Below are 22027 nucleotides of genomic sequence, written 5' to 3' on the forward strand. Positions count from 1 at the left end.
CCTTCAGCGGTCCTTCGGGTCGAGCCGCCACAACCCGAGCACCACGAGGAACGACAGACAGAGGAATCCGGCACCCCACCAGGCGGTGCCGGTGTTCCCCTCCATCCACGCGTCGATGACGACGGTCAGCCCCCAGAGCTGACCGATGACCACGGTCATCGCCAGGACCAGTCGGGCCGTCAGTTTCGAGGACCGCTCGGGTTCCTGCTCGCTCCCCGCGCCCGGGCCGGGACCGGTGTGCCGGACTCGGGGGTCGCCGTAGCCGCTGGTGGCACGGATCTGCGGATAGCGCCGGTGGACCGGGCGGTTGAGTTCGGGACGAGCACTGCCCGGGCGATACTCCGGGTACTCCTCATGGTGCTCCGGGTACTCCGGGTGCTCCTCATGGTGCCTCGGGTACTCCGTGGGGTCCTGGCCGCCTCGGGGCCGCCGGGCGTCGCTCATGTCTGCCTGCCGGGGGCGACCGCGGCATCGGCACTCCTGCCGTGGGAGATACCGCCCGGGCGGGCGGTCCGGGGCGCCCCGGTGTCCGCCACCACCCCATGCGTCCCACCCGTCTCTCGGGCCGCTCGGGCCGCTCGCGCCCCTTGCGCCCCCCGTGCCCCTGCCGGGGGTGCCTCCGCTCCTCCGTCCCGCACGGCGGGGCAGCCGATACGGGAGGCGAGGTCCGGCCTGTCGGCATCGAGCCGCCGACACAGGCCGTGCTCGATGCTCTCGCCCGAGCGGGTCGTGCCGACCGCCCAGATGTCGCCGTCGTCCTGTTCGGCGAGCATCACCCTGGGCAGCGCGCGGGGTGGTGGCCCGGCGGTGACCTCACCGGTGCGGGCGTCGAAGACGCCCTCGTGACAGGGGCAGTACAGCTCGCCCTCGGGACCGCGGTCCTTGCGCCACAGCACCGCACAGGCCAGATGGGTGCAGATCGCGGAGTAGCCGACGAGGGTTCCGTCGTCGAGCCGTACGGCGACGGCACGGTCCTCCTCGCCCGGGTAGCGGAAGGCGAGTGACTCGCCCGGCAGGAGCCGGTCGGCGATCTTCTTCGGCGCGGGTGCTTTGGCGTCGTCGGGCTCGCCGTGCCGCGGAAGGATTCCGGCGGCGACACCGAGGCCTCCCACGGCGAGACCGCCCGAGACGGTCGTGACGATCCGGAGGTAGTCGCGACGGGTGGTGAGGGAATCGGCGGCGATCCGGTCGTGCAGGGCTTCCCTCGGGTCCCCGGAAGGCGCGGTCCGGTTGTCGGGTTCGTGGTTCATCGCCCGGCGTCCTTCCCGTCGGCCCCGCCCCCGTCGGCCGAGGCCCCGCCGTTCCCGACACCGCCGCTACCGGCCCCGCCGGCCGGGACTCCACCGACCGGGACTCCGTTGACCTCGACGACGGAAAGTCCGCCGGGCACCGGCCACCGGACCCGGTCGGCGGGCACGACCATGGCGACGCCGGTGCGCACCTCGGTCTCGCCGAAGACGAACGTATCGGCGACCTCCACGCCGGGACGTTCGGCCTGGAGTTCCTCGACGGTTCCGTAGAACAGCGCTCCGGTCGGGCAGACCGTCGCGCACATGGGGGCGAGTCCGTAGGCGGTGCGGTCGTAACAGAGGTTGCACTTCATCTGCAGCTTCGCCCCCAGATCGATCTTCGGGACGCCGAACGGGCAGGCGTTGACGCAGTTGGCACAGCCGATGCAGCGGGTGGTGTCGGCCTGCTGCACCACACCGTCCGCGGTCACCAGGATCGCGTCGGCGGGACAGACCTCGGCACACGGGGCGACGGGATCCTCGCAGTGCATGCAAACGGTGGGAAGGGAGGCGACGGACCGGCCCTCGTCGGTGTAGTCGAGGTGGATCATCGACTTGCCGCGATGCGAGTCGCACTCCCGGCAGGCGGAGACACATGCCTGGCAGCCGATGCAGCGCCCCGGGTCGATGAAGATCGTTCTGCCCATCATGCGGGGATCAGCCCCTTTCCGAGGTGCCACGCCCCTGGGGCGCGGTGGGCGGGAGCGGGTCGGTGCGGGAGACCTGGGTCTCCGGGTAGGCGACGTGGCCGGGAGCGACCGGGGGCGCGGGGACCTCGTCGACGGTGTCGGCGTGCTCGATGCGGCAGGCGCACACCTTGTACTCGGGAATCTTGGAACGGGGGTCGAGGGCATCGATGGTGAGGGCGTTGGCGGAGGTGGGGACGGCCCAGTGGTACGGGACGAAAACGGTGTCGGGGCGGATCGCCTCGGTGACCAGGGCGGGGAAGACCTCGCTGCCGCGCCGGGTGACGACTCGCACCGGTTCGCCGTCGCGGAAGCCGTGGGAGGGGTGGATCTCGGCCCAGGGGCGCGGGGTCTGCTCGACGAGGGCACCGAGGCGGCGGGTCTGGTTCCCGGAGAGGAAGTGCGCGACGGTGCGTCCGGTGGTGAGCGACATGGGGTGCTCGTCGTCGTACGGGTCCATCGGCAGATGCCACTCGACGACCTGGAGGTGGATCTTGCCGTCCGGGTGGTAGGTCCGCCCGTCCTCGAAGAGGCGGGGGGTGCCGGGGTGGTCGGTGGAGGGGCAGGGCCAGACGATCCCGCCGGTCTCCTCCAGCCGCTCATAGGTGATGCCGTAGTAGTCGTTGACGGTTCCGGCGGAGGCGATCCGCAGTTCCTCGAAGACCGCGCGGGAGTCGGCGAAGGCGAACTTGTCGCCCGCGCCGAGGCGTTCGGCGAGTCGGCACAGCACCCAGGTGTCGGTACGCACGCCCGGGGGCGGGTCCTGGGCCTTGTTGTGCTTGACCACTCGGGCCTCGGCGTTGGCCATGACCCCTTCGTCCTCCGCCCAGGTGGTGACGGGGAAGACGACGTGCGCGTTGGCGGCGGTCTCGGAGAGGAAGAAGTCGAATTGGGCGTGGAACTCCAAGGTGTCGTAACCGGCCTTGACGACGTCGTAGTTGGGCAGGGAGACGAACGGGTTGTTGCAGATACCGATCAGCCCGCGGATCTCCTGGCGACGCATCTGCCAGACCATTTCCATCATCGAGGTGCCGGCGGGCGGGAGTTCGGACTCCTCGATGCCCCAGATCTCGCAGATCTGCCGCCGGTGCTCCTCGTTCATGATCGAGCGGCCGCCGGGAAGGAGGTCGGCCTTCTGACCGTGTTCGCGCCCGCCCTGCCCGTTGCCCTGGCCGGTGAGGGTGCCGTAGCCGGCGCCGGGCTTGCCGATGTGGCCGGTGGCGGCGCAGAGGTTGATCACGCTGAGGCAGTTCTCCACGCCCTGCGAGTGGTGCTCGATCCCCCGGGCGTGCCAGGCCATGGCCCTCGGCGCGCGGGCGAAAGTGCGGGCCACCTGCACGATCTGCTCGGCGGGGATGCCGCAGATCTCGGCGGCTCGGGACGGCGGATACTCGGCGGCCTTGGCCTTCACCTCCTCCCAGCCGGTCGTATGGGCGGCGAGATAGGCGTCGTCGGCAAGACCCTCCTCGACGACCACGTTCAGCACGGAGTTGAAGAAGGCGGAGTCGGTACCGGACCTGAGCGCTACGTGGATGTCGGCGGTGCGGGCCACCGCGGTCTCGCGGGGGTCGATGATGATCAGGCTCGCGCCCCGGTCCCGGGCTCCCCACACGTACTGGGTCATCACGGGGAAGCACTCGCCGACGTTGGAGCCCGCGATCAGCAGGCAGTCGGTGAGCAACATGTCGGAGAAGGGGTTGCCGGCCCGGTCGATGCCGAAGGCGAGTTTGTTGGCTCCCGCGGCGCTGACCATGCAGAGCCGCCCGTTGTAGTCGACGTGCCGGGACTTGAGGGCGACCCGGGCGAACTTGCCGACCAGATAGGTCTTCTCGGAGAAGAGACTGGCGCCGCCGAGCAACCCGAAGGCGTCGTTCCCGTGGCTCCGCTGGATGCGCCGGACCTCGGATGCGGTGAAGTCGAGCGCCTCGTCCCAGGTGACCTCGCGGAAGTCCTCGTCGCGGGAGCGGCGCATCAGCGGGGCGGTGAGCCGGTCGGGGTGGTTGACCTGCTGATACGCGTTGATGCCCTTGGGGCACAGCCGCATCCGGTTGATGTCGTGGTTGCGGGGTTCGACGCCGAAGACCTTCCCGCCGTGGTCGACGCGCAGGTACATCCCGCACTGGACCCCGCAGAAGCAGCAGTGGGTGGGGACCAGCGTCTCGCCCCCCTGGTCGGCGCGCCACCGGTCGGCGGGGATGCCGCCCGCGTCCCGGAAGGCCCGGGTGCCGGGCGGGGCGAGCGAGGGCCCGAGCGGAATCGTCGCCCCCAGGTCGGCCGCGCGGGGGCCCGGGGAACGAGAATCGGCCGCGCGGGGGTCCGGGGTCACTTGAAGCCCTTCTTCACCTGGGAGAGGTAGGCGCTGCCGCGCAGCACCCGTTTGCAGCGCGGGCAGTACTCGGCCCACGCGTCGAAGCCGAGGCTCAGGTCGCGCATGGTGCCGCGAAGGTTCTCGACGTAGGGACCGGTGTCGATGGGTTCCTCGCAGCGGCGGCAGCCGAAGACCTCCTGGTTCCGCCGGGTGGTGTATTTGAACAGTTGCATGCCGACCGCGGCGGGGCGCTGGACGATGTGGAAGAACTTCCCGAACGGGATGTAGACGAGGGTGAAGACCACCGACACCATGTGGAGGACCGCCAGGAACTCGTACCCGCCGCCGTGCAGGAAGATCGACGAGAAGGTGAGCAGCAGCCCGGTCACCGAGATGACGATCAGGGCGATCAGCGGGACCAGGTCGTAGGCGAAGCGCTGGCCGGTGACGGCACCGCGGTCCCGCATCCGGCGCCAGAGGAAGTACGAGGCACCGGGGATCACGAGCACGGCGGCGATGTCCAGGCCGTGGAACATCAGCCAGCCCAGGAAGTCCAGGGAGTCGAACCCGATGATCTTGAAGCCCCAGACGCGCATCTCGTAGCCGGGACCCGAGCCGGTGTTCGAGGTGAAGGTGAACCAGCCCCAGGTCAGCGGAAAGGTGATCAGGGCGGCGAGGACGCAGCCCCAGAAGATCAGTTGGTGGGCCGCCCAGCGGGCGTGGGAACGGGCGCCGAGGAACTTCTGGAATCCCAGGTACGTGGCGATCATCCGGGGCAGGGCGGTGGGCGCCCTGCGGAAGTTGGCCACGGAGAAGAGGCTCCGCCAGCCCTGCTTGAACAGGCGCCTCGCGCCGGGCGCCGAAACCCAGACCGTGTAGCGATGGGCGACGCCGAAGGCGAGGAAGACGGTCGCCACGGCGTACGGAAGGAGGGCGGAGTCGAAGTTCCGCAGAAACCTGCTGCCGAACACGATCGCCAGGACCAGCAGGGCGGAGACGGCGGCACCGGCCGCGGTCGCACGGGCGGTGACGGAACGGGGCCCTGCGCCCCCGGCCGCACCGGTCGGTGCCGAACCGGTGGGTCCCGCGTGTGCGCCGAGGGAGGGCCGGTCGGTGACGGCAGGGGATTCTGACGGTTCGGTCACCTCGTCACCGTAGAGCCATACATCCGGATTACTCCTGTTTTGCGGCTCGGCGGAGTGACCGCGCTCCCCCATACGGGGCGCGCCCGTACGGCGCGGCTCACCCCGTCTGATGTGCTGGCTCCCATGCCCGTGATGACGGCTCGCAGCCGTATGGAGAAGCACCGCGCGTCAACCCCGCTGGAACTCTTCTTCGACCTGTGCTTCGTCGTCGCGGTGGCCCAGGCGGGCACGCGTCTGGTGCACGCCGTCGCCGAGGGGCACCCCTTCACCGGAGTCGGCGGTTACGCGGCCGTCTTCTTCGCGATCTGGTGGGCGTGGGTCAACTTCAGCTGGTTCGCCTCGGCCTACGACACCGACGACCCGCTGTACCGCGTGGTCACGCTCGTCCAGATCACCGGTGTGCTCATCCTCGCCGCCGGGGTCCCACGTGCCTTCGACGCGGGTGACTGGACGGTCGTCGTCATCGGCTACGTGGTGATGCGGATCGCGCTGACCAGTCAGTGGCTGCGCGCCGCGCACTGCACCCGGGGGGCCGAGCGGCGCGTAGCACTGCGCTACACCGTCGGTATCGCGGTGGTGCAGCTGGGCTGGGTCGCCATGCTTCTGCTGCCCGATGGCACGTCGGGCGCAGCCCGCGCCGCCGTCTTCGTCGTGCTGGCGCTCGCGGAGATGTCCGTTCCGGCGATCGCCGAACGCGACCGCCCGACGAGCTGGCATCCGCACCACATCGGCGAGCGGTACGGGCTGTTCACGATCATCGTGCTGGGCGAGACCATCGCCTCGGCCACGGTCGCGGTCCAGGAGGCGCTGGACGAGCACGAGGCGCTCGGCGAGCTGCTGCCGATCGCCGCGGGCGGGCTGCTGATCGTCTTCTCCGCCTGGTGGATCTACTTCGCCGTGCCGATCCACGACTATCTGCGCGGCAGCAGGGAAGCGTTCATCTGGGGATACGGGCATTACCTGGTCTTCGGTTCCGCGGCCGCGATCGGTGCGGGCATCGAGGTCGCGGTGGAGGAGGCCGTGGGCAAGGCGCACGTCTCGACCGGGGCGGCCGCCGCCGCGGTGACCGTGCCCTCCGCTCTCTTCCTGCTGACGGTGTGGGCGCTGCACGCACGGCACTTCAAGCGCGATCTCGCGGAACAACTGCCCCTGCCCATGGCCGCTCTGGCGATCCTGGGCTGCACGTCCGCCGGGGCCTGGGCGGTCTTCGTGGCCGGCCTGGTGGCGGCGGCTGCCGTGGCCGCGGGGGTACTGCTCTCCCGACGGCCGGTCCCGGTGGGATGAGGGGGCGCACGGGCGGCACGGGTGACGGCGACGGGCGAACGGGGATCCCGGGCGGACGCTGGACGACGGGTGCGGTCGGGGCGTCTGATGGGCGATGGGGCCGCCGAGTACGGGCGGGTCGAGGAACAGGAGTCGCGATGGCGAAAAGAGCGACGGGCGAAGCGGTGAACGAACCGGCGGAAGAAGCAACGGGCGAAGCAACGGAAGAAACGTCGGGGGCGGCGGACGAACCGGCAGAGGAAGCAGCCGCCGAACCTGCGGCAGGGGCGGCGGACGAACCGGTGGCGGCGCTTCGGCAACGGCAGGGGGCCTCGTACCTCTCCGGCGGAACCGCCGGGCCGCTCGACGCGCTGACCGACGTCGCCGGGCTCCGCGTGGGGCACGCGCGAGTGGCGGGGGCGGGTGCGCTGAGCGGCACCACCGTCGTCCTCGCCCCCGAGGGCGGCGCGGTCGCGGCCGTCGACGTGCGCGGCGGCGGCCCCGGAACGCGGGAGACGGACGCGCTCGATCCACGCAATCTGGTCCAGCGCATCGACGCCGTCGTCCTGACGGGCGGCAGTGCGTACGGGCTGGACGCGGCGTCCGGCGTGATGGCCTGGCTGGAGGAGCGCGGGCGCGGGGTGCGGGTCGGCCCCGACCCTGCGCAGGTGGTGCCGGTGGTCCCGGCGGCCTGCGTCTTCGACCTGGGGCGGGGCGGCGACTGGCGGGCCCGCCCGAACGCCGCGACCGGCCGGGCCGCGGCGGAGGACGCGGCGGGCACGGCTCCGGGGGCACCGGTCGCCGAGGGGAACGTCGGCGCGGGCACGGGCGCGGTCGCCGGTGGGCTGAAGGGCGGGGTGGGCACGGCGAGTGTGCTGCTCCCGTCCGGAATCACGGTGGGCGCACTGGTCGTGGTGAACGCGGCGGGCTCGGTGATCGACCCGTACACGGGGGTGCTGTACGGGGAGTACGGCACCGCCGAACCACCCACTGTCCCAACGCCCGAAGTCCACCGCGCCGCACGACGCCGACTGGCCGAGGCGCGGGAGGCCGGTCCGGGCCATCCGCTCAACACCACGCTCGCGGTCGTCGCCACGGACGCCGACCTCACCCGGGCCCAGGCGCAGAAGCTCGCGGGCACGGCGCACGACGGCCTGGCACGCGCCGTCCGTCCCGTGCACCTGCTGACCGACGGGGACACCGTCTTCGCGCTGGCCACCGGTGCCCGGCCACTCGATCCACGGAACCCGATCGCGCTCAACGACGTACTGGCGGCCGTTGCGGACTGTCTGACCCGTGCCGTCGTGAAGGCCATCCGGGCGGCCCGGGAGGTCGAGGCCCGGCACGGCGGCACCCACCTGCTCTCGTACAGCGATCTCTACGGCACGACTCCGCCCCCGACACGGCCGGCCGGGACCACGTCGGCGCGCCCCCGCCCCGCCCCCGACTCGCCTGTGTGACAGGGAAGTTCGGACGAAACGTCAGGAACCATCCGTGCGCGCCAATCGTTTTTCTGAACCCCGGTCACGATGTCGGACCCAGGGACTACGTTAAGCACGCAGCAAGTAACACGCGGCAACGGCCTGGAGACAGCACCTTGAGCGATCCGTACGAGACAACCGAGCAACACCTCGAGCGACTCCTGCGACGGGCACTCAATTCTTTCGACCTGCCCGACAGCACGGTCGAAAGACTCGGTACCGCGCTCGCCCACAGCAGTTCCCTGCACTCCTCGCACCACAGTTCCGTTCTCCACCGCGAGACCTACCGTCACACGTACCTGCTGTCCGACGGCGCCGCCCTGACGCTGTGGGAGCTGGTGCACAGCGGTCCGCGGGAGGCGACGGACCCGAGGGCCCGGACGGAACCCGAATTCCGGCACCACGAGGTGTACGACGACGAGACCGACGCCCAGGTCGCCGCCGCGCGGCTGGACGGCAGGCTCGGGGAGGTCCCGGTGTTCGGGGACGACGGGCCACAGGCCGACCTGGAGACGCTCACGCTCCTGATGGCGGCGCCGTCGGCCCCGCTGCCCCGGACGTACGCCCCGGACAACTCGGCCGACCACGCCCGCCGCGTGCTGCGCCGCGCGGAGAACGGCGACGGTCCCGGCGAGGAGACGGCCCGGCTGCTGCGCGCCGCCTTCGCCCATCACATCACCCAGGTCTTCGGCCGCCAGTGCCAGGTGGACGGGCGGGACGCCGGATTCACGTTGTACGAACACGCCTTCCTGCTCCTGGACGGCAGTGAGACGAGCCTGTGGGAGGTCGAGCACACGGCCACGCCCGACGGCCGTCACATGTGCGAGGTGTACGCCGACGAGAACGCCGCACGCGGCGCGATGGAGAGCCGTACCCGCATCTGCTGATCCGGGGGCCGTGAACGGGCCCGGTCCGGCCCACGCGTGCGTCGGTGCCCGTACCCCGAAGGGCGCGGGCACCGACCCGTGAACGGCCCGCGTGAGGAGCGAGCGACCTCCCGGGGCCCCTGGAAGTCGTCCCGGGCTCGGGAGAACCCCCTGGAAGACCTACGGGAAGGCTTCCGGAAAGATCTCCGGAGAGACCTCACGGCGTCGGCACGGGCGCCCTGTCCGACGCGGCATCGGCATCGGCATCGGCATCGGCGACCGAGCGGGGCCGGATTCCGGTTCCGGATGCGTTTCCCGTTCCCGATGCGCTTTTCGGTCCGGATGTGGTTCCGGTTCCCGGTGCGGATTCGGTTCCCGCTGCGGATTCGGTGCCGATCGCGCCGCCGTGACCAGTGGGACGGCTCCGCACCGGACCGCTGCTGTCGGGGCCGTCGGCCACGGCATCGCCGCCGCTCTCCAGGTGCTGCCGCGACCGCGCGGGCAGCGCGAACATCACCAGGAAGATCACCGCGAGCACCCCGGCCACCCACCACAGCGAGTGCCGGAACGCCTCGGCGAAGGCCGGGCCCGCCTGCTGCGGCGCCAACCGGTCATCGATCGACCCGAAGAAGACCACCGCGACCAGCCCGAGACCGAGCGCGTTGCCCATCTGCTGCACGGTGTTGATGAGGCCCGAGGCCGACCCCGCGTGTTCCTTCGGCACCTCGGACAGCACCGCGTCCGTCAGCGGGGCGACGATCAGGCCCATGCCCAGCCCCATGACCACCAGCGGGGGCGCCATCTGCCAGGAGGTGATGGCCATGCCGTACCGATCTGCCTCCACCGTGTAGAGCAGCAGACCGGCGATCATCAGCAGCGCGCCCGTCTGGAGAACCTTGCGCCCGAACCGGGGCACCAGCTTCTGCACGGAGATCCCGGCGGCGGCCGAGACGGCGATCGAGAACGGGACACCCGTCAGGCCCGCCCGCAGCGCACTCCAGCCGAGCCCCATCTGCATGTAGAGCGTCCAGACCAGAAAGAAGATGCCGAGCCCGATACCGAAGGTCAGCTGCACCGCGATACCCGCCGCGAAGCTCTTGACCTGGAACAGCGACAGCTCGACCAACGGCGAACCGTCCTTGCGCGCCTTCGCCCGCTCGAACAGCACAAGCACCAGGAACACCAGCAGACTGCCGGCCATCGACAGATGGCCCCAGAGCGGCCAGCCCAGCTCGCGCCCGCGGGTCAGCGGGTAGATCAGCATCAGCAGGCCCAGCGTCACCAGGACGACGCCGACCAGATCGAGCCGCAGCGCCCTCGGTGCCTTGGACTCGGTGATGAACCTGCTGCCCAGGATCAGCCCCGCGATACCGACCGGCAGGTTGATCAGGAAGATCGGGCGCCATTCGAGACCGGCGATGTTCCACTCGGTGAGCAGCGCGCCCAGCAGCGGCCCCATGACCGCGCCGAGACCGACGATCGCGCCGAAGAGACCGAAGACCTTGCCCCGCTCATGCGCCGGGAAGGTGGCATGCACGATCGACAGGACCTGCGGAACCATGAGCGCGGCAGTACCGCCCTGAAGGATGCGGGACGCGACCAGCATCTCCGGGTTCACGGCGAAACCGCAGAGCGCGGAGGCCAGCGTGAATCCGCCGATGCCGATGAGGAACAGCCGCTTGCGGCCGTGGATGTCTCCGAGCCGCCCCCCGGTGATCAGTCCGGCCGCGAAGGCAAGGGCGTACCCGGCGGTGATCCACTGGATCGAGGTGAACGAAGCGCCGGTGTCCTTCTGGATGCTCGGAATGGCGACGTTGACGATCGTGACGTCGACGAGATCCATGAAGGCCGCGGTCATCACGATGGCGAGCGCGAACCAGCGTCGCCGGTCCGAAACGGGTGGAGCAGGTGGGGCGACCGGGGCGGTGGAGGCCGCCGGGACGGCTTGGGCAGTCTCGGTGGCCGAGGACCCGGCCGCCGGAGGCTGCGGAGTTGCGGAAGAAAGCATGGGAGGACATTAGATATTCATTAGGTCAGTTCATGACCCAATGAGCGCGCATCCTTGGTGCGGTGACCGACCGCACAGAAGCACCCCGCACAAGCACCCCGTGCACCACCGCACGGGCCTCGGAGGCTGTCGGCACCGCACGAGCCGGCTGTCACGCCGTCGGCACGGCACGGGAGGCCGTTGCTCCGGTACGGCCTCCCGTACGGCCTCACGCGCGACCTCCGAGTACGACGTCCGCTCCGACACGAGGGTGAGCCCATGGCCGACACTCCGGCACGACTGCTGAATCTGCTGTCGCTCCTCCAGACACCGCGCGAGTGGCCGGGCAGCGAACTCGCCGAGCGGCTGGACGTCAGCCCGCGCACCATCCGCCGGGACATCGACCGGCTCCGCGATCTCGGCTATCCGGTCGAGGCCACGCGGGGTTCGGTCGGCGGTTACCGCCTGGTCGCGGGCACCGCCATGCCGCCGCTGCTGCTGGACGACGAGGAGGCCGTGGCCATCGCGGTGGGCCTGCGCGCGGGTGCGGGGCACGCCATCGAGGGGGTCGACGAGGCATCCGTACGAGCGCTGGCGAAGCTGGAGCAGGTACTGCCGTCACGGCTGCGGCACCGGGTCTCGACCCTGCAGAACGCAACGATTCCGCTGACTCGGGGCGACGGCTCGACGATCGACCCGCACACGCTGACGGTGATGGCTTCGGCGGTCACCGGGCGGGAGCGGCTGCGATTCACCTACCGGGCGGGGGACGGCGCCGAGACGAAGCGCGAGGGCGAACCGTATCGGCTGGTGAGCGCGGGGTGGCGCTGGTACCTGGTCGCATACGACCTGGGGCGCGAGGACTGGCGCACGTTCCGGGTGGACCGGGTGAGTGAGCCGTTCGCGACCGGGGCCCGGTTCACCCCGCGCGCGCTTCCCACGGGGGACGCGGCGAAGTTCCTCAGCAGCTCCATCGCCCGGCGGCGGCCGGAGCTGCTGGTCGAGGTCTCCTTCGCCGCCCCGGCCGACTTCGTGTCCGCCCGGCTGCCCGCCTCGTTCGGCCCGCTGGAACCGGTTGCCGCGAACAGGTGCCGGATGCGGGCGGAGCTGTCGGACTCACTGGAATGGGTGGCCCTCCGGCTGGCTCTGGTGGACTGCGAGTTCACCGTCCACGGGCCCGCACAGCTGGTGGAGTACCTGAGAGATCTGGGCGCCCGGCTGAACCGCGCCACGGAGCACTGACGGAAAAGGATGAGCCCCGGCGCCAGGGGGGGTGGGCGCCGGGACTCAGCTCGGGGCGCCGCACGGAGCGGCGCTCAAGGCATCGCACCAGGCGATGCTCGGGGGTCACGCGAGGCGACCCATTTCGGAGGTTACTGGACAACAGCTCACGCCGCGGCGTCAAAACCCGTGTCGTGGGCCATTCGCTTCAGTTCGAGCAGTGCGTGCTTCTCTATCTGGCGAATCCGCTCACGGGTCAGGCCGTGCTGCTTGCCCACCTCGGTGAGGGTCCGTTCGCGGCCGTCCTCGATGCCGTACCGCATGCGGATGATGGACGCGGTGCGGTTGTCGAGCTTGCCGATCAGGTCCTCCAGCTCCTCGCTGCGCAGCAGCGTCATCACCGACTGCTCGGGCGACACCGCGGAGGTGTCCTCCAGCAGATCGCCGAACTGGGTCTCGCCCTCGTCGTCCACGGACATGTTGAGACTGACCGGGTCACGGGCCCAGTCCAGGACATCGCCCACGCGTTCCGGCGTGGAGTCCAGCTCGGCGGCTATCTCCGTGTGCTCCGGCTCGCGGCCGTGCTCACGGTTGAACTCGCGCTGGACCCGACGAATCCGGCCGAGCTCCTCCACCAGGTGAACGGGGAGCCGGATCGTACGGGACTGGTCGGCTATGGAACGGGTGATGGCCTGGCGAATCCACCACGTCGCGTACGTGGAGAACTTGAAGCCCTTGGCGTAGTCGAACTTCTCGACCGCGCGCACCAGGCCCGCGTTCCCCTCCTGGATCAGGTCGAGCAGGGGCAGCCCGGCCCGCGGATAGCGGCGGGCGACGGCAACGACGAGCCGAAGGTTGGAACGGATGAATATGTCCTTGGCGCGCTCGCCCTCGGCGACCAGCGCCTCCAGCTCCTCGCGCGTCGCTCCGCCGGCTTCGCTGTCCACCGCGCCGTCGAGTATCTGCCGGGCGTAGACACCGGCTTCAACGGTCTGCGACAGCTCGACCTCCCTGGCGGCGTCGAGCAGCGGCGTACGCGCGATCTCGTCCAGGTACATGCCGACCAGGTCGCGATCGGCGATCTCTCCGCCCGCTGCGCGAACACTGCTTGCCCGGTTGGTCCCGCCGGTGGCGGACGAACGACGGGCGACGGCACGGGTTGCCATGCGAGCTCCCTTGCTGAGTAGGTCGCGACACCCTCTCGGGTGCCCTGCATCCGATGGAAACAACGACTGGAATCCGGACAGAATTCCCATGCCCGGCACTCAATTTCGCGATCATGCAGTACCCTGTCGGGCCGCATCGCGGCGCACAGGCCGGACGGTCGGGCAGAAGCGCAGGTCAGGCGGGGCGTCGGGAGCTGCTCGGGACCACGCTCGAACCCCTGCGGAACCGCCTCGCGTGAGACCGCCGTCACGTTCGACGCCCTCTCTCAGACTCGAACGGCGGCGGGCCCGGCTTCGTTCCCGTCCCGGCGGAGAAGGCGGAGAAGGCGGACGGTGGGGAGGAGGCGGAGACGAGGGCGGAGGGGAACAAAGTCCTAGGTGCATTGCCCCGCGGAATCTACGTCCCCGGCCCGTTACGCGGCCCGGTCCGCTTCCCTACCGTGCTTTCGCATGAATGAAGTCACAAGGGATGACGCCACAAGGAATGACATCACGCACGGCGACCTCGCGAGGGACGATGTCGCGCACGACGACCGCACGGGCACGCTCGACGAGGCGCTGGAACGGCTCCATGCGACGGGCCCCGAACGGGACGGCTGGCTGAGCAACCACGCCCCGATGGCCGTCGAGGCGCTGGTACGGCACGGCCAGGCACCGACCGTCCACCGATGGCTCGACCACTACCGGAACAATCTGGAGGACATGCCCGGCACCTCGTCGGCCGTGACGGCGGAGAACTGGCACGAGGCCCTGGGCGATCCGCGCCGCATCGCGGACTGGACGGTGTACTTCGAGCGCGAGACGGCCGAGCGCCCCTGGCGGGACGTCCTCGCCGAGTGGTGGCCCCGGTTGCTGCCCGGCATCGCCGCGGGCGCCACCCATCCGGCGATCCGGGTAGGGCATGCGGTACGCACCCTGCTCACGGGCACGGCGAGCGCGCCCCGGATCACCGAACTGGCGCACGGCCTCGGCTACTGGGCCGCCCGCCACCAGCCGCTGCCGCCGCTGATCCCGCTGCCGCCCGCGTCCAGCGCCGCGGCGGCCCTGGACGCCGTGCCCCGGGTGTCCGAACAGAGCGGCGGCGCCCGGGACCGCCTGGCTCGACTCACCGGTTTCCCGGTGTGGCCGCAGCACTCCCCCGTCGACCCGGACGAGGCACGGACCCGCCTGGCGGAACTGGTGCGGGCCGCGACCCACCGCTACCTCACGCACGGGTACGGCGAACCAATCATGCTGGTGCACGCGGCGACCGCGCCCAATGCCGTCCTGCGCGTGCTGCCCGCGCTTCCCCGCGCACTGTGGGCGCCGAGTCTGGACGCCGCCTGGGCGGCGAGTGCCGCGGTCACCGCCGCGTACGCCCCGGCCGAACCGGCCCCGTACCCGCACGCGTCCCCGTTCACATCCGCGTCCGTGTCTCCGTCCGCATCTGCGTCCGAGTCCGTGACCGTCTCCATGACCGCCGAGGAGGTCTTCGCGCGGGCGGCGGCGCACGGCGACGATCACACCATCAAGTTCACCGACACCGCGTGGGACGTCGGCGACGCCACGGCCCTCGCCGCCGCGCTCCGCGCGATCGAGCTGAACCCGCCCGTGCGCTGAGGCGCGCCCGCGCCCCTCAGAGCCTGTCGGGTGACCTCTGACCGGGCGGCAACGTCGCGGCACGCACGCTTCCGGCGTTGCCGGCACGACTGAGCAGCTCCGCCACCGGGCCCTCCCGGCGCCTTGGAATCGCACGCACCATGCCCTGCTCGCTTTCCGGTCAGAGGTCGCCCGACAGACTCTCAGCCGAACTGCACCGAGCGCTTCGCGAGCCCCATCCAGAAGCCGTCGATGACGCTGCGGCCCCGGTCCAGCTCGCCCTCCGCGGCGCCGAGCGTCACGAAGAGAGGGGCGAAGTGCTCGGTGCGCGGATGGGCCAGTCGACCGGCCGGGGACTTGTGCTCGAAGTCCAGCAGCGTGTCGATGTCCTGCGCGAGAAGCGCCCGGTTCCCCCAGTCGTCGAACTCCGCCGACCATCCGGGGACACCGCCGCCCGTGTGCCGCAGCGCCGCGAGGTTGTGGGTGAAGAAGCCGCTGCCGACGATCAGGACGCCCTCGTCGCGCAGCGGCGCGAGCTTGCGTCCGATGTCCATCAGCTTCCGCGGGTCCAGCGTCGGCATGGAGATCTGGAGCACGGGGATGTCGGCGTCCGGGAACATCTCCACCAGCGGAACGTACGCCCCGTGGTCGAGCCCGCGGTCCGGGATGTCCTGCACCGGCGTACCGGCGCCGCGCAGCAGCTTCCGTACGTTCTCCGCCAGCTCCGGAGCGCCCGGGGCGGCGTACCGCACCCGGTAGTAGTGCTCGGGGAATCCCCAGAAGTCGTACACGAGCGGCACGGTGTCCGTCGCGCCGAGGGCGAGCGGCGCCTCCTCCCAGTGCGCGGAGACCATCAGGATCGCGCGGGGGCGGGCCAGACCTGCGGACCAGGCGGCCAGTTCGCCGGGCCAGACCGGGTCGTCGGCCAGCGGCGGCGCGCCGTGGGAGAGGTAGAGGGCGGGCATGCGCTCCGCGGTGACAGTCATGGCACTCCCCATCCGCTGCTGCTCACGGTATGTCTTCTACTGGTCTCTTTTGAGAAGGGAGGATTCTTTAATATTCAAGTTCCCACCTCCGGAGACCTTAGCTCTATCTAGTTAAACTTTCAAGAAAAGGTCTACAGTGGAGTACATGACCACGGCAGCCCCCTCCGGCGAACCGCGCTGGCTATCCGACGACGAGCAGAGAGCCTGGAGCGCGTATCTCCACGCCACCACGCTCCTGGAGGACCATCTCGATCGCCAGTTGCAACGCGACGCGGGCATGCCGCACATCTATTACGGACTGCTGGTGCAGCTCTCCCGGGCGCCACGCCGCCGGAAGCGGATGACCGAACTGGCCAAGGACGCCAAGATCACCCGCTCCCGCCTCTCGCACGCCGTCGCACGGCTGGAGAAGAGCGGCTGGGTACGCCGCGAGAACTGCCCGTCGGACAAGCGCGGCCAGAACGCGGTCCTCACCGACGAGGGCTTCGAGATGCTGCGCCGTTCCGCGCCGGGCCATGTCAGGGCCGTGCGCCAGGCGATGTTCGACCGGCTCACACCCGAGCAGATGCGTTCGCTCGGCGAGATCATGCAGGTCATCGCCACCGGGTTGCAGCCGGAGGGCACGGACGCGGATCTTCCCTGGCTGCGGTGACCGTCGGCCCCGTCGCGAGGGGCGCCGACCCGGGATGCGACAGGTGCGGGTCGCTCCGGGCCCGCCGACGGGCGCGGGCCCGGAGCGGTTCCGCCCCGGTTCCGTCGTGCGGAACCGGGGCGGAACCGTGTGCACCCCACAAACAGCGCGCCACCGAACAGCACGCCGCTGGACAGCACCCCACCGGACGACGTGCTGCCGGACAGCACCCCACCGGACGACGCTGCCGGACGGCGCGCCACCGTGCGCCGTCCGGCCCGTGTCAGTGGGCGACGACCGGAATCCTGACCTCGTCCTCGGTGCCCTCGGCACCCTCGGCACCGCCCGGTCCGGACGTCCGGGCCGTCGTGCTCGCCATGGGGCGACCGGCGTTGACGAAGGTCACCGCGATCGCGGAGGCGAGCACCAGGATGCCGACGGCCCACCAGATGGCGGCGGTGAAGCCGTGGACCATCGACTGGAGCTTCAGCACTTCCGGATCGGCGGCGCCGAGCGCGGCGTGCGAGGTCGCGTAGGCCGTCGCGGCCGACGCGGCGACGGTGTTCAGCAGCGCCGTACCGATCGCACCACCCACCTGCTGCGAGGTGTTGACCATCGCGGACGCGACGCCCGAGTCCCTCGGCTCGACCCCGTGCGTGGCCAGCGACATGGCGGGCATGAACGCCGTGCCCATGCCCAGTCCGAGCAGGAGCTGCGCCGGCAGGACGACCCCGGTATAGGAGGAACCGACCTCCAGACGCGTCAACAGCAGCATGCCGACGGCCGCCACCAGGAAGCCGGGGCCCATGAGCGCCCGCGCCGGAACCCTGGTCATCAGCCGGGCGCCGATCTGTGTGGAACCGGTGATCATGCCCGCGATCATCGGGAGGAAGGCGAAGCCCGTCCTGATCGGCGAATAGCCCTTCACGATCTGCAGGTAGTAGGTCAGGAAGAGGAACAGCCCGAACATCGCGATGACGGCCATCCCCAGCGAGAGGTAGACACCGCCGCGGTTTCGGTCCAGCAGGACACGGAGTGGCAGCAGCGGCGCCCCGGTCCGGGCCTCGGTCACGACGAACGCCAGGAGCAGTACCGCGGACGCGACGAACGAGCCGATGGTCAGCCCGTCCGACCAGCCGGCGGACTCGGCACGGGTGAACCCGTACACCAGCGAGACCAGCCCCAGCGCGGACAGGACGACACCCGGTATGTCGAGCGACGAGCGGTTGCGGCTGCCGGCCGGTTCGCGGATCACGAAGTACGCGCCGGCGGCGGCGAGCACCGCGAACGGAATGTTGACGAAGAAGGTCCAGCGCCAGTTCAGCGCCTGGGTGAGGAAGCCACCGAGGATCAGGCCGACGGCCCCGCCGCCACCGGCGATCGCGCCGTAGATGCCGAACGCCTTGGCGCGTTCCCTGGTGTCGGTGAACATCACGGCGAGCAGCGAGAGCGCGGCCGGGGCGAGCAGTGCGCCGAAGACGCCCTGCAGCGCGCGGGAACCGAAGAGCATCCCCTGGTTCTGCGCCGCGCCACCGAGCGCGGAGGCCAGTGCGAAGCCGATCAGGCCGACGACGAAGGTCCGCTTGCGGCCCCAGAGGTCGGCGATCCTGCCGCCGAAGAGCAGCAGCCCGCCGAACGCGAGGGCATAAGCGGTGATGACCCACTGCTTGTTGGCGTCGGAAATACCCAGGGCCGGCTGGGCGTGCGGAAGAGCGATGTTCACGATCGTGGCATCGAGCACCACCATCAGTTGCGCGAGGGAGATGAACGCCAGCGCTTTCCAGCGGCTGGGGTCCGGGAGTCGGAGGTCGCCTGTTTTCGGCATGGAGGTATCCACCTGGGGACATGTGAGGGCGCGCGGGCGCGCGAGAGCGTGAACCGGGATTCCGGCGTGAGGACGGGTGTCGGAGGAAGGACAGGTGTCGAAGGAGGGACGGGCGTCGGAAGAAAGAAAGAAAGGACGGGCGTCGGAAGAAGGAGGGGAAGAAGCAAGAAGGACGGGTGTCGGGAGAAGGACGGGCTCAGCGCCCGGGCACGGGCGTCAGCCCCGGTGTCGCAGGCCCTCCAGGGTCGCCGCCGTTCCGGGGAGCCGGGACCGGGCCGGGGCCTCCAGGCCGTCCAGGAACAGCTGCAGATGGCGATGGGCGAAGCGGTCGATGGCCGGACATCCGGTGCCGGGCAGCGGCCGGGTGAGCTGGGAGAGGGCGACCATGACGTCACCGACCTCGATGTCGGTGCGCAGGCGCCCCGCGGACATGGCCCGCGCCACGAGCCCCCCGACGGCCTCTTCGAGGCGTCGGCGCTCGGCGAGCAGTTCCGGGTGGTCCTTGTCGAAGCCGCCGGAGAGCATCGGGCACAGCGCCCCGATGCGTTCATCGGCCGCGGCGTGTACGAAGCGGCTGAGCGCGGCGAAGGGATCGGCCTCCTCGGCCGCCGCCTCCTCCGCCCGGTCGGTGGTACGGGAGGTGACCGCGAGCACGACCTCGTGGATCAGCGCGGCCCGATCGGGGAAGTTCCGGTAGAGCGTGGCGTTGCCGACCCCGGCACGCCGGGCGACCTCGTCGAGCGGCGCGTCCGACCCGAACTCCACGAACATCTCGCGCGCGGCCATCACGATCCGTTCCCGGTTGCGCAGCGCGTCGGCCCGCGGGCGGGTGGCCCGGGGCCGCGCCCCTCCGGTCGCGTTACGGGGAACGCTCTCCATGACGTCCGCTCCTTCTCTCCCTGCGGCCTTCCGGCTTCCCGCCCCGCGGGCCCGCCGACTCCGGTCGCACCGATCACCGACACCGGACTTGCCGGTATCTCGTGGCAGCCCCCGTCACAACCGGGGAAAGCCTCCCCGTTTCACGAGGACACCGGTGCAAACGGGGAAACCGTCCCCGGTTATTTCTCAGCACGCTGTGACCCGAAACACACCTCGGGAAGAGGAAACCAACCGATCGGCGCACCCAACGAGCGGTGCCGCACCACCCGTCACAGGCTGATCGGCAGAGAGCAGTCGGGGTCGGCCGGCTGCGCGGACCCCGAGGCACCTCCATGCGAACGTCCCGCCGCCGAATACGCAAGCACCGCAGTCCGATCGCACTCGCCTCGGCAACGGCCCTGGTCATCGCCACCATGGCCTCGGCCAGCAGCACGCTTCCGATATCCAGCCGGGCCACGGCCGGGCCGGTGGCCACGTCCCGTTCGGCGGGCACGGCCTCGTGCCGGATACCGGCGACCATGGGCGTGCAGATGTCGGAGGGCATACCGACACCGGCGGGCTACGCCCGCTCCACGGGCCGAATCCACGCCCTCAACCTGATGATCGATTTTCCCGACGCCCCGGGCACCGAGTCGGCGACGGAGCGGTACGCCGAATTCTTCCCGCAGACCTCCGACTGGTTCCGGACCGGTTCGTACGGGCGACTCGTCTACATCCCCGACGCACCGGTGAAATCCTGGCTGCGGATGCCGTTGCCGTTCTCGGAGTACGGAATAGACCGGGGTTCACCGTACGAGCCGGGCTACCGCCACCTCGTCCAGGACGTCGTCGCAGCCGCCGACCCGAAGGTCGACTTCAGCGTGTACGACCTGGTCAACATCCTGGTCACACCGAACGCCGGTCCCCCCGCCCTGGACACCGTGCTGTCCGTGACCTTCTCCGGCAACGACGAGGCCCCGCACGCGGACGGTGTCCCGCTCGCCAACACGTCCTTCATCTACAGCCGCCAGGACGACGGCTCGGGAGCGTTCGAGCAGACCGGATACCGCGTCCTGCCGCACGAGAACGGCCACATCTTCGGCCTCCCCGACCTGTACACCATGGAGGGCGGCGGGGCGGTCGGGCACTGGGACATCATGTCCGAGGACTGGGGGGCCAACAACGATCTACTGGGCTGGCACAAGTGGAAGCTCGGCTGGCTGGACAACAGCCAGATCAGCTGTGCCGCCGACAGCGGCACCAGTGACCACGTCCTCGAACCGCTGGCCACCCGGGGCGGCACGAAGCTGGCGTTCGTACCGCTGAGCGCGGAGTCCGGCTACGCGGTGGAGGTGCGGACCCGGGCGGGCAACGACCAGGAGGTCTGCCGGCCCGGCGTGCTGATCTACAAGGTGAGCTCGAACATCGACACCGGCCAGGGGCCCGTCTCCGTCATGGACAGCACCAAGAACAGCGGCGGCTGCACCCACCTGCCCAATGTGCACGCCGAACTCTCCGACGCCACCTTCCGGCCCGGGCAGACCTTCACCGACCGTGTCGCCGGGATACGCATATCCGTGGTCGACAAAAACGACGACGGGAACTACCGGGTCCGGATAACTCGGCCCTGACCGATCGCACCCGAGTCCGCACCCCGATGCCCCGCACCGGCACCGGCACCGGTACCGGCACCCCAATGCTCCACACCTCACACCTCACACCTCACACCCGGCACCCGACACCCGGCACCCGGCACCCGGCAAACCGCACCTGATGCCCACTGTCCGCCCTCTGCCACCCGCCACCTGCCCGCCGCCCGCCGCCCGCCGCCCGCCGCCCGCCGCCCGCGGAGGATCAGCCCCCGGCCGCAGCGCCGCACGGCGCTCCCCGGTCGGTGACGACGTGCGCGAAGTCCTCGGGCACCCCGGTCCGCCGCACCCCGTCGTCGTCGAGGTAGTCCCATGCGAACGGCAGACCACGCGCGGTCATGACATCGGGTCCGTCCATCAGCTGGAAGTGCAGGTGCGGCTCGGAGGAATTGCCGGAGTTCCCGCATTCGGCGATCTCCTGACCGGCCGTCACCCGGTCTCCCACCGCCACCCGGAGGGAGCCGCGACGCAGATGGGCGCAGACCGCGTACACGCCGTTGCCGAGGTCCAGCACGATGTAGTTCCCGAGGAGATGACGGGTCAGGCCCAGACTGCGGACGAATCCCTCCAGGTAGAGGTAGGCCAGGCCGGGCAGGGACGTCCGGGACAGGTGGTCGCGCTGCCCGCTCGCGGTCGCGACGACCACCCCGTCGGCCACCGCCCGCAGAGGCACCCCGAAAGAGGGGTAGCGCCGCGGACTCCGGCCGAACGGCAGGAACCAGCCGAACGGCGGCGCCCCAGCCGCGTCCGCACCGGCCGCCGAGGGCGACGGGTCGAGCTTCAGGTCGACGGCATAGGTCTGCGCGAGGCTGTGCACATGACTGGGAACCTTCGTGGCGGGCCCGTTGAGCACCATCCAGCGGCCGGCCACCGGCATCCCGACCGGCACCGGGGACCGCTCACGGGGCGGGCGCTGCCGCCGCACCAGGGTCCAGCGCATGAGCCCGCCGACAGCGAGCAGCGCGACACCGGAGTACCAGAGAGGGCCCAGCCCCTTCCCGTTCACGAGGACGCACAACGCCCCCACTCCGAAGACCGGACCGTGCAACTTCCACAAGCACTCCGGAAAACTCGACAACGCTCCCCCG

General features: G+C 70.6%; 17 protein-coding genes and 1 pseudogene. 7 read left to right on the plus strand and 11 right to left on the minus strand.

Annotated elements, in window-relative coordinates; all coding sequences use genetic code 11:
* Positions 1 to 3: 3 nt before the first annotated feature.
* From ACF1CT_RS30920 to ACF1CT_RS30940, 5 genes and pseudogenes are all read right to left on the minus strand, one after another.
* Complete coding sequence (locus ACF1CT_RS30920; protein WP_391787293.1) at positions 4 to 444, minus strand: hypothetical protein; 441 nt, start codon at positions 442 to 444, stop codon at positions 4 to 6.
* The gene (locus ACF1CT_RS30925) at positions 441 to 1250 is read right to left on the minus strand and encodes a ubiquinol-cytochrome c reductase iron-sulfur subunit (RefSeq protein ID WP_391787294.1); all 810 of its coding nucleotides are present in this window, start codon (positions 1248 to 1250) and stop codon (positions 441 to 443) included. Before ACF1CT_RS30925 ends, ACF1CT_RS30920 begins: the two co-directional genes overlap by 4 nt.
* A 95-nt stretch (positions 1251 to 1345) precedes the next feature.
* Positions 1346 to 1939, minus strand: a pseudogene (locus ACF1CT_RS30930) (4Fe-4S dicluster domain-containing protein); the annotation flags it as partial.
* A 7-nt stretch (positions 1940 to 1946) separates the two neighbouring features.
* Positions 1947 to 4301: a molybdopterin oxidoreductase family protein gene (locus ACF1CT_RS30935; protein WP_391787295.1), complete on the minus strand. Its 2355-nt coding sequence runs from the start codon at positions 4299 to 4301 to the stop codon at positions 1947 to 1949.
* Entirely contained in the window at positions 4298 to 5428 is a 1131-nt protein-coding gene (locus ACF1CT_RS30940; RefSeq protein ID WP_391787296.1) for an MFS transporter, read from the minus strand. Before ACF1CT_RS30940 ends, ACF1CT_RS30935 begins: the two co-directional genes overlap by 4 nt.
* Positions 5429 to 5551: 123 nt before the next feature.
* Between ACF1CT_RS30940 and ACF1CT_RS30945 the strand changes: the two genes are divergently transcribed.
* The 3 genes from ACF1CT_RS30945 to ACF1CT_RS30955 all read left to right on the plus strand — a co-directional run bounded on the left by ACF1CT_RS30945 (position 5552) and on the right by ACF1CT_RS30955 (position 9059).
* Entirely contained in the window at positions 5552 to 6712 is a 1161-nt protein-coding gene (locus tag ACF1CT_RS30945) for a low temperature requirement protein A (protein WP_391787297.1), read from the plus strand.
* Between the two features lie 137 nt (positions 6713 to 6849).
* Entirely contained in the window at positions 6850 to 8151 is a 1302-nt protein-coding gene (locus ACF1CT_RS30950) for a P1 family peptidase (protein ID WP_391787298.1), read from the plus strand.
* Positions 8152 to 8288: 137 nt separating this feature from the next.
* Positions 8289 to 9059, plus strand: coding sequence for a DUF6227 family protein (locus tag ACF1CT_RS30955; RefSeq protein ID WP_391787299.1), 771 nt, complete (start codon positions 8289 to 8291; stop codon positions 9057 to 9059).
* A 196-nt stretch (positions 9060 to 9255) separates the two neighbouring features.
* On the opposite strand, the gene ACF1CT_RS30960 is transcribed toward ACF1CT_RS30955, so the two are convergent.
* Positions 9256 to 11046: an MFS transporter gene (locus tag ACF1CT_RS30960; protein ID WP_391787300.1), complete on the minus strand. Its 1791-nt coding sequence runs from the start codon at positions 11044 to 11046 to the stop codon at positions 9256 to 9258.
* A gap of 258 nt (positions 11047 to 11304) precedes the next feature.
* Between ACF1CT_RS30960 and ACF1CT_RS30965 the strand changes: the two genes are divergently transcribed.
* Positions 11305 to 12267: a helix-turn-helix transcriptional regulator gene (locus ACF1CT_RS30965; RefSeq protein WP_391787301.1), complete on the plus strand. Its 963-nt coding sequence runs from the start codon at positions 11305 to 11307 to the stop codon at positions 12265 to 12267.
* Between the two features lie 146 nt (positions 12268 to 12413).
* Here the strand turns inward: ACF1CT_RS30965 and ACF1CT_RS30970 are convergent, their stop codons facing one another.
* Positions 12414 to 13412 (minus strand): RNA polymerase sigma factor RpoD/SigA, encoded by a 999-nt coding sequence (locus ACF1CT_RS30970; RefSeq protein WP_391787302.1) that lies wholly within the window; start codon positions 13410 to 13412, stop codon positions 12414 to 12416.
* A 450-nt stretch (positions 13413 to 13862) separates the two neighbouring features.
* Here ACF1CT_RS30970 and ACF1CT_RS30975 point away from each other — a divergent pair, with 450 nt between their 5' ends.
* The gene (locus ACF1CT_RS30975) at positions 13863 to 15011 is read left to right on the plus strand and encodes a questin oxidase family protein (protein WP_391787303.1); all 1149 of its coding nucleotides are present in this window, start codon (positions 13863 to 13865) and stop codon (positions 15009 to 15011) included.
* Positions 15012 to 15193: 182 nt separating this feature from the next.
* Here ACF1CT_RS30975 and ACF1CT_RS30980 read toward each other — a convergent pair whose 3' ends face one another.
* A complete protein-coding gene (locus ACF1CT_RS30980) occupies positions 15194 to 15976 on the minus strand; it encodes a dioxygenase (protein ID WP_391787304.1) in 783 nt (260 codons plus the stop codon).
* Positions 15977 to 16112: 136 nt separating this feature from the next.
* Here ACF1CT_RS30980 and ACF1CT_RS30985 point away from each other — a divergent pair, with 136 nt between their 5' ends.
* The gene (locus ACF1CT_RS30985) at positions 16113 to 16628 is read left to right on the plus strand and encodes a MarR family winged helix-turn-helix transcriptional regulator (RefSeq protein ID WP_391787305.1); all 516 of its coding nucleotides are present in this window, start codon (positions 16113 to 16115) and stop codon (positions 16626 to 16628) included.
* A 262-nt stretch (positions 16629 to 16890) separates the two neighbouring features.
* On the opposite strand, the gene ACF1CT_RS30990 is transcribed toward ACF1CT_RS30985, so the two are convergent.
* Both ACF1CT_RS30990 and ACF1CT_RS30995 read right to left on the minus strand, forming a co-directional pair.
* A complete protein-coding gene (locus ACF1CT_RS30990) occupies positions 16891 to 18432 on the minus strand; it encodes an MFS transporter (protein ID WP_391787306.1) in 1542 nt (513 codons plus the stop codon).
* 216 nt (positions 18433 to 18648) lie between these two features.
* A complete protein-coding gene (locus ACF1CT_RS30995; RefSeq protein WP_391787307.1) occupies positions 18649 to 19311 on the minus strand; it encodes a TetR/AcrR family transcriptional regulator in 663 nt (220 codons plus the stop codon).
* 332 nt (positions 19312 to 19643) lie between these two features.
* Here ACF1CT_RS30995 and ACF1CT_RS31000 point away from each other — a divergent pair, with 332 nt between their 5' ends.
* A complete protein-coding gene (locus ACF1CT_RS31000; protein WP_391787308.1) occupies positions 19644 to 20921 on the plus strand; it encodes a M6 family metalloprotease domain-containing protein in 1278 nt (425 codons plus the stop codon).
* A gap of 223 nt (positions 20922 to 21144) precedes the next feature.
* On the opposite strand, the gene ACF1CT_RS31005 is transcribed toward ACF1CT_RS31000, so the two are convergent.
* A complete protein-coding gene (locus tag ACF1CT_RS31005; protein ID WP_391787309.1) occupies positions 21145 to 21945 on the minus strand; it encodes a M23 family metallopeptidase in 801 nt (266 codons plus the stop codon).
* Between the last annotated feature and the right edge of the window lie 82 nt (positions 21946 to 22027).

Origin of the sequence: Streptomyces sp. NPDC014734 (genome assembly GCF_043083325.1) — a bacterium.
Classification (GTDB): domain Bacteria; phylum Actinomycetota; class Actinomycetes; order Streptomycetales; family Streptomycetaceae; genus Streptomyces.

Excerpts from the sequence above, each read along its gene's own strand:
- ACF1CT_RS30920 (WP_391787293.1), bottom strand. The coding sequence starts at position 444 with ATGAGCGACGCCCGGCGGCCCCGAGGCGGCCAGGACCCCACGGAGTAC.
- ACF1CT_RS30950 (WP_391787298.1), top strand. The coding sequence starts at position 6,850 with ATGGCGAAAAGAGCGACGGGCGAAGCGGTGAACGAACCGGCGGAAGAA.
- ACF1CT_RS30995 (WP_391787307.1), bottom strand. The coding sequence starts at position 19,311 with ATGGAGAGCGTTCCCCGTAACGCGACCGGAGGGGCGCGGCCCCGGGCC.
- ACF1CT_RS30925 (WP_391787294.1), bottom strand. The coding sequence starts at position 1,250 with ATGAACCACGAACCCGACAACCGGACCGCGCCTTCCGGGGACCCGAGG.
- ACF1CT_RS30990 (WP_391787306.1), bottom strand. The coding sequence starts at position 18,432 with ATGCCGAAAACAGGCGACCTCCGACTCCCGGACCCCAGCCGCTGGAAA.
- ACF1CT_RS31000 (WP_391787308.1), top strand. The coding sequence starts at position 19,644 with ATGCGAACGTCCCGCCGCCGAATACGCAAGCACCGCAGTCCGATCGCA.
- ACF1CT_RS30965 (WP_391787301.1), top strand. The coding sequence starts at position 11,305 with ATGGCCGACACTCCGGCACGACTGCTGAATCTGCTGTCGCTCCTCCAG.
- ACF1CT_RS30975 (WP_391787303.1), top strand. The coding sequence starts at position 13,863 with ATGAATGAAGTCACAAGGGATGACGCCACAAGGAATGACATCACGCAC.
- ACF1CT_RS30960 (WP_391787300.1), bottom strand. The coding sequence starts at position 11,046 with ATGCTTTCTTCCGCAACTCCGCAGCCTCCGGCGGCCGGGTCCTCGGCC.
- ACF1CT_RS30970 (WP_391787302.1), bottom strand. The coding sequence starts at position 13,412 with ATGGCAACCCGTGCCGTCGCCCGTCGTTCGTCCGCCACCGGCGGGACC.
- ACF1CT_RS30980 (WP_391787304.1), bottom strand. The coding sequence starts at position 15,976 with ATGACTGTCACCGCGGAGCGCATGCCCGCCCTCTACCTCTCCCACGGC.
- ACF1CT_RS30945 (WP_391787297.1), top strand. The coding sequence starts at position 5,552 with ATGCCCGTGATGACGGCTCGCAGCCGTATGGAGAAGCACCGCGCGTCA.